General features: G+C 67.4%; 15 protein-coding genes and 1 tRNA gene. 9 read left to right on the plus strand and 7 right to left on the minus strand.

Annotated elements, in window-relative coordinates; translation table 11 throughout:
- Positions 1-44 precede the first annotated feature (44 nt).
- Both ACFW16_RS17760 and pgm read right to left on the minus strand, forming a co-directional pair.
- Positions 45-254: a plasmid stabilization protein gene (locus ACFW16_RS17760; protein ID WP_380307334.1), complete on the minus strand. Its 210-nt coding sequence runs from the start codon at positions 252-254 to the stop codon at positions 45-47.
- A 32-nt stretch (positions 255-286) separates the two neighbouring features.
- A complete protein-coding gene (gene pgm / locus ACFW16_RS17765; RefSeq protein ID WP_380307336.1) occupies positions 287-1,945 on the minus strand; it encodes a phosphoglucomutase (alpha-D-glucose-1,6-bisphosphate-dependent) in 1,659 nt (552 codons plus the stop codon).
- A gap of 137 nt (positions 1,946-2,082) precedes the next feature.
- Here pgm and ACFW16_RS17770 point away from each other — a divergent pair, with 137 nt between their 5' ends.
- From ACFW16_RS17770 to ACFW16_RS17805, 8 genes are all read left to right on the plus strand, one after another.
- Positions 2,083-2,754 carry a TetR family transcriptional regulator gene (locus ACFW16_RS17770; RefSeq protein ID WP_380307338.1) on the plus strand — a complete coding sequence of 224 codons (672 nt, stop codon included), beginning with the start codon at positions 2,083-2,085 and terminating at the stop codon, positions 2,752-2,754.
- 291 nt (positions 2,755-3,045) lie between these two features.
- Positions 3,046-4,134: an ABC-three component system protein gene (locus ACFW16_RS17775; RefSeq protein WP_380307340.1), complete on the plus strand. Its 1,089-nt coding sequence runs from the start codon at positions 3,046-3,048 to the stop codon at positions 4,132-4,134.
- A complete protein-coding gene (locus tag ACFW16_RS17780) occupies positions 4,119-4,637 on the plus strand; it encodes an ABC-three component system middle component 2 (protein ID WP_380307342.1) in 519 nt (172 codons plus the stop codon). The genes ACFW16_RS17775 and ACFW16_RS17780 overlap by 16 nt, the downstream gene beginning before the upstream one ends.
- A complete protein-coding gene (locus ACFW16_RS17785) occupies positions 4,634-6,517 on the plus strand; it encodes an AAA family ATPase (protein WP_380307344.1) in 1,884 nt (627 codons plus the stop codon). Before ACFW16_RS17780 ends, ACFW16_RS17785 begins: the two co-directional genes overlap by 4 nt.
- 329 nt (positions 6,518-6,846) lie before the next feature.
- On the plus strand, positions 6,847-7,503 hold the full coding sequence (locus ACFW16_RS17790) for a hypothetical protein (RefSeq protein ID WP_380307346.1): 657 nt from the start codon (positions 6,847-6,849) through the stop codon (positions 7,501-7,503).
- A 233-nt stretch (positions 7,504-7,736) separates the two neighbouring features.
- Complete coding sequence (locus tag ACFW16_RS17795) at positions 7,737-8,546, plus strand: ABC transporter permease (protein WP_380307348.1); 810 nt, start codon at positions 7,737-7,739, stop codon at positions 8,544-8,546.
- A gap of 62 nt (positions 8,547-8,608) precedes the next feature.
- Positions 8,609-9,586 (plus strand): ABC transporter substrate-binding protein, encoded by a 978-nt coding sequence (locus tag ACFW16_RS17800; RefSeq protein ID WP_380307350.1) that lies wholly within the window; start codon positions 8,609-8,611, stop codon positions 9,584-9,586.
- A gap of 8 nt (positions 9,587-9,594) precedes the next feature.
- The gene (locus ACFW16_RS17805) at positions 9,595-10,410 is read left to right on the plus strand and encodes an ABC transporter ATP-binding protein (protein ID WP_380307352.1); all 816 of its coding nucleotides are present in this window, start codon (positions 9,595-9,597) and stop codon (positions 10,408-10,410) included.
- Between the two features lie 3 nt (positions 10,411-10,413).
- Here the strand turns inward: ACFW16_RS17805 and ACFW16_RS17810 are convergent, their stop codons facing one another.
- Genes ACFW16_RS17810 through ACFW16_RS17825 form a run of 4 tightly spaced genes read right to left on the minus strand, consistent with a single transcriptional unit; the run spans position 10,414 to position 12,919 of the window.
- A complete protein-coding gene (locus ACFW16_RS17810; RefSeq protein ID WP_380307354.1) occupies positions 10,414-10,857 on the minus strand; it encodes a DUF2948 family protein in 444 nt (147 codons plus the stop codon).
- Position 10,858: 1 nt separating this feature from the next.
- Positions 10,859-12,142: a UDP-N-acetylglucosamine 1-carboxyvinyltransferase gene (gene murA / locus ACFW16_RS17815; RefSeq protein ID WP_380307356.1), complete on the minus strand. Its 1,284-nt coding sequence runs from the start codon at positions 12,140-12,142 to the stop codon at positions 10,859-10,861.
- A 33-nt stretch (positions 12,143-12,175) separates the two neighbouring features.
- Positions 12,176-12,721 (minus strand): dCTP deaminase, encoded by a 546-nt coding sequence (gene dcd / locus ACFW16_RS17820; RefSeq protein WP_380307358.1) that lies wholly within the window; start codon positions 12,719-12,721, stop codon positions 12,176-12,178.
- Between the two features lie 12 nt (positions 12,722-12,733).
- Entirely contained in the window at positions 12,734-12,919 is a 186-nt protein-coding gene (locus ACFW16_RS17825) for a hypothetical protein (RefSeq protein WP_380307360.1), read from the minus strand.
- A gap of 149 nt (positions 12,920-13,068) precedes the next feature.
- On the opposite strand from ACFW16_RS17825, the gene ACFW16_RS17830 reads away from it, so the two are divergent.
- Positions 13,069-13,143 (plus strand) — tRNA-Thr (locus tag ACFW16_RS17830).
- A 181-nt stretch (positions 13,144-13,324) separates the two neighbouring features.
- Here ACFW16_RS17830 and ACFW16_RS17835 read toward each other — a convergent pair.
- Positions 13,325-13,537 (minus strand): hypothetical protein, encoded by a 213-nt coding sequence (locus ACFW16_RS17835; protein ID WP_380307361.1) that lies wholly within the window; start codon positions 13,535-13,537, stop codon positions 13,325-13,327.
- Positions 13,538-13,603: the final 66 nt, after the last annotated feature.

Genomic DNA, 13,603 nt, shown 5'->3' on the forward strand with positions numbered 1-13,603 from the left:
GTGCCGCTGGATGGCCACGCCCCTTCGGGGCTCGCCATGACGGGTTAATCGTCCGGCCCGCCGGTATCAAATCTCAGAGGCTCTGCCGGGGTTCTGTCTCGAACCTGCTCGAAGACCGCGAAATCCTCGTCGGTGAGGCCCGACGCCCGGCCGATTTCAGCCAACAGGGTTCCCAGCTTGATCCGGTCTTCCGGCTCCGCGGCTCCTTCCGGGATGCCGCCGATTTCCGCCTCTGCGTCACGCTTACCGATCACCTCAGCCTCCTTTGCGACAACCGCCCCAGCCCCTACCCCTGCCCCGCCGTGGCGAAGGCCCGGCCGATCAGCGCCTTGGCGTCGTCCTGCACCTGCCGCAGGTGGTCCTCGCTGCGGAAGCTCTCGGCATAGATCTTGTAGACCTCCTCGGTGCCCGAGGGCCGGGCCGCGAACCAGCCGTTCTCGGTCGCCACCTTGATGCCGCCGAAGGGCTGTCCGTTGCCGGGCGCCTTGGTCAGCGTCTGTGTCACCGGGTCGCCGCCGAGCCGGCTGGCGCCGAGCCCCTCCGGCGTCAGGGCCTTGAACACCTGCTTCTGCGCGCTGCTGGCCGGCGCATCGGTGCGGGCATACCAGGCGGTGCCCAGCTCCTGCGTCAGGCCGGCGTAGAGCTCGCTCGGGTCGCGGCCGGTGACGGCGGTGATCTCCGCGGCCAGCAGGCCGAGGATGATGCCGTCCTTGTCGGTGGTCCACACCGTGCCGTCCTGGCGCAGGAAGGAGGCGCCGGCGCTCTCCTCGCCGCCGAAGCCGACCGACCCGTCGCTCAGCCCCTCGACGAACCATTTGAACCCGACCGGCACCTCCAGCAGGCGGCGGCCGAGCTTGGCGGCGACGCGGTCGATCATGCTGCTGCTGACCAGCGTCTTGCCGATGGCGCTGTCCGCCCGCCAGCCCTTGCGGTGCTGGAACAGGTAGGCGATCGACGCCGCCAGGAAGTGGTTCGGGTTCATCAGCCCGGCGGTGCGGGTGACGATGCCGTGGCGGTCGGCGTCGGTGTCGTTGGCGAAGGCCACGTCGAATGTGTCCCGCAAGCCCAGCAGCCGGGTCATGGCGTAGGGCGACGAGCAGTCCATGCGGATCTTGCCGTCCCAGTCGGCCGTCATGAAGCGGAAGGTCGGGTCGACGATGTCGCTGACCACGGTCGCGGCGATGCCGTACCGGTCGATCAGCGGCGTCCAGTAGTGCACCGCCGCGCCGCCCAGCGGGTCGATGCCGATCTTCACGCCGGAGGAACGGATCGCCTCCAGGTCGACGACGCTGCCCAGGTCGCCGACATAGCCATCGACGTAGTTATGCCGGTGCGTGGTCGCCGCCTTCAGGGCGCGCGCCAGCGGCACCCGCTTCACCCCGTCCAGGCCCTTGCCGATCAGCTCGTTCGCCGTGCGCTCGATCCAGCCCGTCACCTCGGTGTCGGCCGGTCCTCCGTTCGGCGGGTTGTATTTGAAGCCGCCATCCTCCGGCGGGTTGTGCGACGGGGTGACGACGATGCCGTCGGCCAGGCCCGAGGTGCGGCCGCGGTTGTAGGTCAGGATGGCGTGGGAGATCACCGGCGTCGGGGTATAGCCGCCGTCGCGGTCGATCATGGTCTCGACCCCGTTCGCCGCCAGCACTTCGAGGGCGCTGGCCAGCGCCGGCTCGGACAGCGCGTGGCTGTCGATGCCGATGAACAGCGGCCCGTCGATCCCGGCGCGCTTGCGGTGCAGGCAGATCGCCTGGGTGATGGCGAGGATATGGTCCTCGTTGAAGCTGCCGGCGAAGGCGGAGCCGCGATGGCCGGAGGTGCCGAAGGCGACGCGCTGCGCCGGGTTCGCGGGGTCCGGCCTGATCGTGAAATAGGCGGTCACCAGCCGCGGCAGGTTGACGAGATCGGACGGATCGACGGGCTTTCCTGCGAGCGGGCTCACCATCTGCATCTCCCCTGGGCTTCTGTCGTCGAGGACATAGGCAAATTGCGCCAGCCGTCATCGGCTGTCGAGAACGGGCGCCTCGGTTTTTGCTTTCACCCGCCTGCCGGGTGCGGGCAAATGGACGGGGCAGCAGGGACGACGCCTTGGACCGGATCGACAGCGCCGAGGGCAGGACGGCCGGGGGCCGCACGCGGGCGCGCTGGCAGCGCGACCCGGAGGGCATGCGCCAGCGCATCCTCGCGGCAGCGCTGGCCGAGTTCACCCGGCACGGCTTCGGCGGCGCCCGGATCGACCGCATCGCCGCGGCCGCCGGCGCCAACAAGCGCATGCTCTACTACCATGTCGGCAACAAGGAGACGCTGTACCTGGCGGTGCTGGAGGCGACCTATGCCCGCATCCGCACCGCCGAGCGCGCGCTGAACCTGGAGAGCCTGGCGCCGGACGCCGCCATCGCCCGGCTGGTCGAGTTCACCTGGAGCTATTTCCTGGAGCACCCGGAATTCCTGATCATGCTGAACCAGGAGAACCTGTACCAGGCCCGGCACCTGAAGAAGTCGCCCAATGTCCGCCCGCTGCACTCGCCCTTCGTCGAGATGATCGGCGAGGTGCTGGCCCGCGGCGTCGCCGCCGGCGCGTTCCGGGCCGGGATCGACCCGGTGCAGCTCTACATCTCGATCGCCGGCCTGGCCTATTTCTACGTCTCGAACCGCTGGACGCTCTCCGTCATCTTCGACCGCGACCTGTCCGCGGCGGAGGCGCGGGCCGAGCGCCTGGCCCACATGACCGACCTGGTGCTGTCGGCGCTGAGGGTGTGAGGCGGCGACCGTTCGCGGCGGATGGGAGAGCAGGCAGAGCCGCAGCGTTTTGGCATGGCGTCTGTGCGCCGATATCGTTGAAAAAGTCAGGCCGCCGTCTTCACTCGCAACAAAAGACCTGGAGACGGATGCCTCACCGTTCTCCTAGTGAACGCGCTTTTCGCTATGGCCTTGTCCGGCGAAACCGGAGATGCTGCCGTGCATTGCAGAGGGGGATTAAGGAATCGGCTGTTTGATGATCAAATTTGTCCGCCCGGTCGAAGCGGGGTTCCGCGAGGGCGCTGCGACGCGATGAGCATCACCCTTCTCGACATACCGGCTCCGCCAGCCCCGGGCGGCCCGCTGGCAGCCGACCAAGCGCTACAGGGCACGCGCTTTCCGCCGCAGCAGCAGATTTTGCTCTACGGACCGGATGAATGGGAAACCTTCGTTCAGGAGTGGGCTCATTACACTCTCAAAACGATCTACGTCCAGGTGCAGCGATTCACCGGCGCAGGCGACCGGGGGATCGATATCGCTGGTTTTGCCGACAGCCATAAGCTGATGGGTGTTTGGGATAATTACCAGTGCAAGCACTACGACCACGGCCTTTATCCGAGCGATATCTGGATCGAGGTCGGAAAGATGCTTTGGTACACCTTCAAAGGTGAATTCAAACCACCGCGGCATTACTACTTTGTCGCGCCTCGCGGCGTCGGGACGACTCTCAACGGCTATCTCTCGAACGCGGCGCAATTCAGGACCGAACTGATTGCAAATTGGGACAAAAGCTGCCGCACGAAAATCAGTGCTTCACAGGCAATCGACCTGACCGGGGCATTCTTGGACTATGTGAATTCTTTCGATTTCACAATTTTTGACGCCAAAACATCGCTGCAACTGGTCGAAGATCACAAGAGCTGCGCCTGCCACGCCGCCCGCTTTGGCGGGGGGCTGCCGGAGCGGCCCTCCCCGCCCCGACCGCCGGAGGCCATTGACGCCGTCGAGAGCCGGTATGTAGAGCAGCTGATGGAAGCGTACACGGATCACACCAAACAGGCCGTCTCTGTCGCCGTATTGAACGAATGGCCGAAGCTGAAAGACCATTTTCTCCGACAGCGCGTCGGCTTCTATCACGCGGAATCGCTGCGGATTTTCGCGCGCGACAGTGTCCCGCCGGGCACCTTCGAGTCGATGCAGGAGGACATTTATACAGGCGTGATCGATACGCATGACTCGGCCCATGCCGACGGGTTCGAGCGCGTCCGCGCGGTCACCAAGGCCGCCCGAGACATGCAGATCACTGCGAATGCCCTGATCGCCAGATCCATGCCGGCAGACCGGGATGGCATCTGTCACCAGCTTGCCAACGAGGACCGGTTGCGGTGGAAGAGTTCGTAGCGCACGGTCGGGGCAGACCGGCGACCTTCAACGGCCCCCTCGAGGCAGGCGTGCGCGCTGTTGCCATCCTGATGGCTGCGCACCCGCTGTCGTTCGACCTGCAAAGGCTGATCGCGTTCGATCATCTTCTAGTCCACACCGGGGAACTCATCGGCGGACCGGCCAGCCTCCACCCGCCGGCGCCAATGAACATGCACACGGCCGAGCTACTGGTTCGCCGCGGTCTCGTCGAGCGAGGGCTTCTCCTGATGATGACCCGCGATCTTGTGCGGCGTGAGGCTGGCGAAGCCGGCTTCCGATACAGGGCCGGCGAGAACGCGGCGCCCTTCTTCTCCATCGTCGCATCGAACTATGTCGCCGCCCTGCGCGACCGAGCCGGTTGGCTGGTCGATCTCCTGGGCAGTTACACAGACCTGGAGTTTCGCGCCTTCATGCGGGGCTATTTCGATCATTGGATCGAGGAGTTTCAGGTGGCCGAGCAAAGCCGGGGAGCGGAAGCATGAGCCCGATCGGCTTCCGTCTTCGCCATCTTGTGTTTCTGGCCCCCAGTTCCGGCCGTTCGGCTGCATCGATCCAGTTCGGTCCGGGCCTGAACATCGTCTACGGCGCCTCCGACACCGGAAAATCCTTCTTGGTGGAGGCGATCGATTTCATGCTCGGTGGCAAGGGGCCGTTACGCGACATCCCGGAACGCGTCGGCTACGACCGCATCCTGCTCGGAATCGAAACGCTCGCCGGTGAGAAATACACAATCTTCCGAAGCATCGATGGCGGCCGCTTCAAAGTCTGGCCAAGCCTGCACATGGAGGAACCTACCGCCGACGTTCAGGTCCGTGAGCTGAGCGAGCAGCACAGCGACCGCAACACCGACAATCTGTCCGCATTCCTGCTGGAGATCTCGGGCCTGATAGGCAAGCGGGTGCGGAGGAACAAGCGCGGCGACACCAACAGCCTGAGCTTCCGCAATATCGCCCGTCTGCTGATCGTGACCGAGACGGAAATCACGGATCAGCGGTCGCCCCTGTCAGACGGCAATCCAACGGCTGACACGCCCAATTTCGCGACCTTCAAGCTGATGCTGACCGGCACAGACGATTCCGCGCTTGTGCCGGCCGCGCCGCCGACGCCGGAAGATCAGACGCGCGAGGCTCAGGCCGAGTTGCTGGATCAGTTGATCGGCGAATACCGCGAGCGGCTCAAGGAGCTGACCAGCTCGCCGAAGGAACTGAACGACCAGCTCAGCCGCATCGATACCTCGCTGCAGCAGCACAGCGCCCAGCTCGCTTCCACGGAGGCCGGATTCCGCGGGTTGTCGCTGCGCCGCCGCGAGCTGCGGGAGCGGTTGGAGCAGGAGAATGACCGGCACGCCGAAATCGCGTCCCTGCTGGAGCGTTTCCGGCTGCTGAACAGGCACTACGACTCGGATGTCGAGCGGCTGGGCGCCATTGAGGAAACGGGCACGCTGTTTGTCGCCCTCGGCCAGACGGCTTGCCCTGTGTGCGGCGCCGATCCGGCCCACCACAGGAAAGATACGGACTGCGACGGCAATGTGGACGCCGTCGTGGCCGCCGCGTGGGGCGAAATCGCCAAGATCGCCCTGCTTCGCACCGAGCTGACCGAAACGATCGCGGGGCTTGAGCGGGAGAGCCAAGCGCTCGATCTCTCCATGCCAAGAACCGGGGCACGGCTTCAAAAGATCTCCTCGGAGATCGATACGCTGATATCCCCCCAGCTCTCTCGTTTGCGTGCGACCTACAAGGATCTGGCCGACAAGAAGGGCGAGGTCCGGGAGGCCATCAGCCTGCTCCGCACCATCGAGGACGTCGAACAGCGACGCGCCGAACTGGAGCGCCAGACGGATGAACAGAGGGGCACTGCCGTGGCGGACGGCGATCTTCCCGCTTCCGTCGCTGAGCAGTTTGCTCTTCAGGTCGAGCACATTTTGAAGGAGTGGCACTTTCCCGGCGCCGAGCGGGTATTTCTCGATCCGAAAACACGGGACCTCGTGATTGGAGGAAAGCCCCGCACCGCCCGGGGCAAAGGGCTGCGGGCGATCACCCATGCCGCCTTCACGATCGGGCTGCTAGAATGCTGCCGTACCCGCCAGACCCCGCATCCGGGCTTCGTGGTGCTCGACTCCCCGCTCCTCGCCTATCGCGCGCCGGAAGGGACGGACGACGATTTGAGGGGCACCGATCTCAAGGACCGCTTCTACGGATACCTACTGGCCGAGGCGCCGGACCGGCAAATGATCATCGTGGAGAATGACGATCCGCCGGCAGATATACAGTCCCAGCCGCAGGTCACCATGTTCAGCGGAAACCCGCATAGCGGACGGTTCGGGCTGTTCCCCCTGTCTGGCGGCAATTCTCCGGACGCCTAACCATTTTCGGTCGCGGACGCGTCGGCGTGACTGTCTGCTCCCTAGGAAGCCCGGTAGGCCAATGATCGTCCGCAATTAGACTGACCGGCCCTACAGCCGGAGGTCAGGTCTCGGGTTCCGGAATGTCCGGTTCGGAGCCGCCTTGAGGCCTCCGAAGGTCCGCAATGGGGACGAAGCGTCCATTCGGCCAACACCAGCCGGCACTTCCGTATCGGAATAGGACACGGTCAGCCGGCCGGCGCTGCTGGACCAGGATTTTTCGGCCGGCTCGCGGCCGTGAACACAATGTCTATTGCGTTCATCCGCGATTCTCGTTCATGATATGTTCTATGGACGAGACGCAATCCGACTCCGGCGAGATCCGGCCGACCGATCCCGACATGAAGTGGACCGGGTGGGCGCTGGACACGCTGCGCGAGGTGGTCGCGGTCGACATGCACACCAAGCGCGCGACCTCGACGCGGCAGATGGCGACGCCCCTGGGGCCGGAGACGCCGGATTTCGCGGTGATGCAGTCGCGGCTCTCCCGCTCGGTGCGGCTGTCGATCGCCATGGTCGAGCGGATCCGCGCCGACTATCTGATGCGCCGCGAGGAGCGCAAGGAGTCGGGCGAGCAGGAGCGCCGCCGGCAGCGGCGGGACCAGGCCGTCGAGGCCGCCGTCCGGGCGGTCGCGAATCCCGAGCAGGACTGGGACGTCGATTGCGTGCGGTCGCAGGTGCGCGAGCGGCTGGTCGAGGACGAGATCCTCGACGCGCAGCTCGACACCCTGTCGGCCGAGGAGTTCGTGCGCGAGGTCTGCCGCAAGATCGGCCGCCCGCCACCGTCGATCCCGCTGCCGCGGTGCTGGGACGACGAGGCGGCGACCCATGGCGCCCTGCCGGTGATGATCGCCGTTCGCGAGCCCGCGGAGGGCTTGCCTCAGGCGCGGACCGAGTCCCTCGCCGGCCGCGCCCTGCCGAGGCCGCTGAAACAGGACAGCAGCTGAGCGCGGCTGGTTGTGCAGCCCTCTCTCTCGACATTTCCGACAGTTTGCCTCTTCCGCCGAGCGGAAGGGGTCGGAGGTGCTTGCGCCCCCGGATGAAGAGAGGGGCGGCGAGGCCGGCCCGATCGCGATCTCCCGCTTCCCCCTCTTGACCCCTGCCCCGGTCCACAGCAGGATTTTAACCAACGGGTTAATTTCTGCCGGGCCGATCGAAGCCCGGAGACCGGGAGACGCCGATGGGATCGCGAAGCGCCCGCGACCGCGCTGTTGGTCTGCTGCAGGCCGGCTGGGTCCGGCCGCTGATTCTGCTGCTGATCATCGTCGTGCTGTGGGACCTGGCGATCCGGGTCTTCCGCCTGCCGCCCTACCAGGTGCCGGCGCCGTGGGACGTGATCGTCACCCTGTGGCGCGACGGGCCGGAGCTGCTGTCGCAATCGGTGCCGACCACCGTCGCGACCGTGCTGGGCTTCCTGCTGTCGGCCGCCATCGGCATCCCGACGGCCATGCTGATCGCAGGCTCCCGCACGGTCGAGGCCTATGTCTACCCGCTGCTGGTGTTCTCGCAGTCGATCCCGAAGGTGGCGATCGCGCCGCTCTTCGTCGTCTGGTTCGGCTTCGGGCTCGAGCCCAAGGTGATCTCGGCCTTCCTGCTCGGCGTGTTCCCGGTGGTGGTCTCGGCGGTGCAGGGCTTCAAGTCGCTCGACCCCGACACGCTCGACCTGGCCCGGGCGATGGCCGCCAGCCGCTGGCAGGTGTTCCGCATGGTCGGGCTGCCCGCGGCGATGCCGGCGATCTTCTCCGGCCTCAAGGTCTCGGTGACGCTGGCGGTGGTCGGCGCCGTGGTCGGCGAGTTCGTCGGCGCCAATTCCGGCATCGGCTTCGTGCTGCAGCGCTCGATCGGCAATTTCGAGCTGCCGACCATGTTCGCGGCGCTGGTGATCCTGGCGCTGCTCGGCGTGGTGCTGTTCTGGCTGGTCGATGTCGTCGAGCGCCTGGTGATCCCCTGGCACGCCAGCCGGCGCCGGGAGCTGATCCTCGCCGCCTGAGGCGGCAAACTTGAGATCGCCGCCTGACGCGGCGCACGCAAACACAAGGGGGAGGAAACACCATGATCCGCAGCCTGCTGGTCGCCCTCGGCGTCCTGCTCGCGGCCGGCTCGGCCCAGGCGGCCGACAAGGTCGTGCTGATGCTGAACTGGTACGTCTATGGCGAGCACACGCCGTTCTTCTACGGCAAGGCCAAGGGCTTCTACGCCGACCAGGGCATCGACCTGGAGATCCAGGAGGGCCGCGGCTCGGCCATGACCGCCCAGGCGGTGGCCGCCGGCACCGTCGGCTTCGGCTATTTCGACGTGCCGACCATGATCAAGGCCGCCGCCAAGGGGGCGCCGCTGGTCTCGGTCGGCGTGCTGCTGCAGAAGAGCCCGATGTCGGTGATGGGCTTCACCGACAAGGCCATCCGCAAGCCGGAGGACATCAAGGGCAAGACCGTGGCCACCACGCCCGGCGATTCGCTGTCGCAGATCTGGCCCTTCTTCCTGCAGAAGACCGGCCTCTCGGAGAGCGACTTCCGCACCGTCTCCGGCGACGCCCAGACCAAGCTGAACGCCGTGATCAACGGCCAGGCCGACCTGCTGCTGGGCTATTCGATGGACCAGAGCATGAAGATCAAGGACGCGACGGGCAAGGACGTCACCCCGATCCTGTTCGCCGATTACGGGGTCAACATGGTGTCCTCCGGCATCGTCGTGCAGAAGGAGCTGCTGACCGAGAACCCCGACCTGGTCCGCCGCTTCATGGCGGCGACGACCCAGGCGGTCGAGGCGGCCGAGAAGGCGCCGGCCGAGGCCACCGCCGCGACGCTGGCGGCGCTGCCCAAGGCCGGCAAGCCGGAGACGCTGCAGGAGGGGTTCGAGCGCACCATCCCGCTGTACCGGACCGACGAGACCCAGGGCCAGCGGCCGTTCCGCGTCACCGACGCCAACATGGCCGAGACGGTGAAGCTGCTGGTCGAATACGGCGGCGTCGACGCGGGCGCGGCGAGCGACCCGAAGGCCTTCTACACCAACGACTTCCTGCCGAAGTGAGCGGCGGCATGGGAAAGGCGCGGCTGCACCTGGTGGAGACGGCGGAGGCGGCGCCGCCCGCCGTCATCGCCGTCGAGGGCGTGTCGAAGACCTATCGCAGCCGCGACGGCGAGGTGCCGTCGCTGGCGCCGCTGGACTTCACCATCGACGAGGGCGAGTTCCTGGTGCTGGTCGGCCCGTCCGGCTGCGGCAAGTCGACCCTGCTGCGGATGATCGCCGGCCTGCTGCCGCCCAGCACCGGCCGGATCCGCCTCGGCGGCCGCACGGTCGACCGGCCGCATGGCGACGCCGGCATCGTGTTCCAGAGTCCGCTGCTGCTGCCGTGGCGCAACGTCCTGGCCAACGTCATGATGCCGGCCGAGGTCAAGAAACTGCCCCGCGCCGCGCATCTGGAGCGGGCGCACCGGCTGCTGCGCATGGTCGGGCTGGAGGGGTTCGAGGCCAAGCTGCCCTGGCAGCTGTCCGGCGGCATGCAGCAGCGCGTCTCGCTGTGCCGGGCCTTGGTGACCGACCCGTCGATCGTGCTGATGGACGAACCCTTCGGCGCGCTCGACGCCATGACGCGCGAGCGGATGAATGTCGAGCTGCAGCGGATCCAGCGCGAGACCCGCAAGACCATCCTGCTGATCACCCATTCGATCCCGGAGGCGGTGTTCCTGGCCGACCGGGTGCTGGTGATGACCGAGCGGCCGGGGTCGATCGCGGCGATCTACCAGGTGCCGCTGCCGAAGCCGCGGTCGCTCGACGTCATGGGCGATCCGCGCTTCGTCGAGCTGACCCAGCGCATCCGCGGCCATTTCCGCGCCCAGGGCGGGCTGGACTGACCCTCAGTCCTCCGGATGCTGCGGCCGCTGCGGCGTCGGCCAGGGCTCGCCGCGGTCCTCGAGCAGCACGTCGATGCCGGCCCCATCCAGCCGCACCGTCGCGTCATCGGCGAAGGTGAGGAGGATGCCGCCCTCCTCCGCCGTCACCGCCAGCAGGTCCAGCATCCGCGCCCGGTCGTTCAGGTCGAGCTTGCGGCTCCGGACCGCGTCGATGCCCTGGAAGCGCACGCCGCACAGGGTGCGCTGCCAGATCTCCTGCCCTTCGACCAGCTGCGCCGGCTGCTCCCAGCAGAAGCGGTTCAGCGCCATGACGAAGCAGCGCTCGGGCCGCAGGAAGGTCATGTCGTGCACCGGCACGATCGCATCCTGCAGCGCCGCGGACAGGACCGCGAGGTCGTCGGCGTCGCGGGCCCGCAGGCGCAGGGGGACGGTCGTGTCGGCCGCCATCTCAGTCGCCCTTGAGCCGGGTGATGTCGGCGCCGCAGCCGGCCAGCTTCTCCTCCAGCCGCTCATAGCCGCGGTCGAGGTGATAGACCCGGTTCAGCACCGTCTCGCCCTGGGCCACCAGGCCGGCGATGACCAGCGAGACGCTGGCGCGCAGGTCGGTCGCCATCACCGGGGCGCCGGTCAGCCTCGGCACGCCGCGCACGAGGGCCGAGGCGCCGTGGATGGTGACGCTGGCGCCCATCCGCACCAGCTCGGGCACATGCATGAAGCGGTTCTCGAAGATCGTCTCGGTGATCATCGAGGCGCCCCTGGCCACCGTCATCAGCCCCATCATCTGGGCCTGCAGGTCGGTCGGGAAGCCGGGATAGGGCTCGGTCATCACGTCGACGCCGATCAGGTCGCCGCTGCGGCGGACCTTGAAACCGTCGGCCGTCGGCTCGAACTCGACCCCGGCGCCGCGCAGCGAATCCGCCGCCGCCTCGATCAGGTGCAGGCTGGTGCCGACCAGCTCGACCTCGCCGCCGGTCGCGGCCGCGGCCATGACATAGGTGCCGGTCTCGATCCGGTCGGCGACGATGCGGTGCGTCGCCCGGTGCAGCCGTTCCTGGCCCTGGATGTGGATGGTGTCGGTCCCCGCCCCTTCGATCTGCGCCCCCATGGCGGTGAGGCAGGCGGCGAGGTCGACGATCTCGGGCTCGCGCGCGGCGTTGACCAGCACGGTCTCGCCGCGGGCCAGCGACGCCGCCATCATCAGGTTCTCGGTGGCACCGACCGACACCTTGGGGAACACGATCCGGGTGCCCTGCAGCCCGTTCGGGGCACGGGCGTTGATGTAGCCCTCGGCCACCTCGATCTCGGCACCCAGCTGCTCCAGCCCCATGATGTGCAGGTCGACCGGCCGGGTGCCGATGGCGCAGCCGCCGGGCAGCGACACCTTGGCATGGCCCTCGCGCGCCACCAGCGGCCCGAGCACCAGCACGCTGGCGCGCATCTTCCGCACCAGGTCGTAGGGGGCGGTGGTGCTGCGGATGCGGCGGGCGGTCAGCTCGATCACCCGGCCCTGCGCCCCGTCGGAATCGGCACCGTTCAGCGCGATCTCGACGCCGTGCTGGGCCAGGAGCGTCGCCAGGGTGGAGATGTCGACGAGATGCGGCAGGTTGGTCAGGGTCAGCGTCTCGTCCGACAGCAGCGCCGCCGCCATCAGCGGCAGCGCCGCGTTCTTCGCCCCGCTGATCGGAAGCCGGCCCTGCAGGGGGCGCCCGCCCCGGATCCGAATCTTGTCCATCTTGGCTCCCCCGGGCCCTGGAATGAGGTGACGTTACAGCTTCGGCAGCGTGACGCCGCGCTGGCCCATGTATTTGCCGGCCCGGTCGGCATAGGACACCTCGCAGGGCTGGTCGCCCTTGAGGAACAGGAACTGGCAGGCACCCTCATGGGCGTAGATCTTGGCCGGCAGCGGCGTGGTGTTGGAGAATTCCAGCGTCACATGCCCCTCCCATTCCGGCTCCAGCGGCGTGACGTTGACGATGATGCCGCAGCGGGCATAGGTCGACTTGCCCAGGCAGATCACCAGCACGTCGCGCGGGATGCGGAAATACTCGACCGTGCGGGCCAGGGCGAAGCTGTTGGGCGGGATGATGCAGACCGGGCCCTTGCGCTCGACGAAGCTCTTCGGGTCGAAGTTCTTCGGGTCGACCAGGGCGCTGTCGACATTGGTGAAGACCAGGAACTCGTCCGAGACGCGGGCGTCGTAGCCGTAGCTCGACAGGCCGTAGGAGATCGTGCCCTCGCGCTTCTGCCGCTCGACGAAGGGGTCGATCATCTTGTCCTGGAGCGCCCGCTCGCGGATCCAGATATCGGACATGATCGTCACGGCCTAACCCCTCGCCTCATCGTTGCGGCCGGACTCCGTGTCCTGCGCGCCCGCCTCGTCCTCGACCGCCGCCCGCCCCCGGCTCTGCGCCTTGCGCCGCGCCAGGTTGGCGCGCAACGCCGCCGCCTCGCGCTCCTGGCGAGACGAGGCTGCGGGCTTGGCGGTCGGGGGACGACGCTGATCGGTCATTTCGGCTTTGGTATGGCCGATGCGACGCCGTTACGCAACCGGAGCGGAATGGCGAACGGTGCGGAACGGAGGTAATCGACAGGACCCTCGGAAAAGCGCTTGCACCACCCCCGACGCTATGGCAGGTTCCGCGCCGCCTTGAAGGCCGGGCTGCCGTAGCTCAGTGGTAGAGCACTCCCTTGGTAAGGGAGAGGTCCTGAGTTCAATCCTCAGCGGCAGCACCAGTTCCCGAGGCCCACCGGACAGAATCACCCCAAGTGTCATCGCCGGGCTTGGCCCGGCGATCCAGGGGCCACCCAGAACGGGCCCGACATCTCTGGATGCCCGGGTCAAGCCCGGGCATGACAGTCCCTTCTTGAATCAACTGGTCTCGCTTCCAGCGTCGGTCCGGTGGACGGACGCCCCTCAGCTCGCGATGCCGGCCGTCCGCGGCAACGGCGTCGTGCGCCCGAGATCGCGGGCGGCGCGCTCGGCATCCGCGACGGTGCGGAAATCCTGTCCTTCGAGGTGCTGGAACCGGGAATCGGAAGCGTAGAAACGGAAGCCGCGTTTCTGGGCGACGACGATGCCGATCGCCTCGCCCGCGACCTCGATCGTGAACGCTTCGGAACGAACCATGATGGACCTCTGCGGAGACGGCGCGAGACGCGCCGGGCAATGACGGGAGCGAAGGGGGAACGGGAC

Source organism: Inquilinus sp. NPDC058860, from assembly GCF_042743185.1.
Lineage (GTDB): Bacteria > Pseudomonadota > Alphaproteobacteria > DSM-16000 > Inquilinaceae > Inquilinus.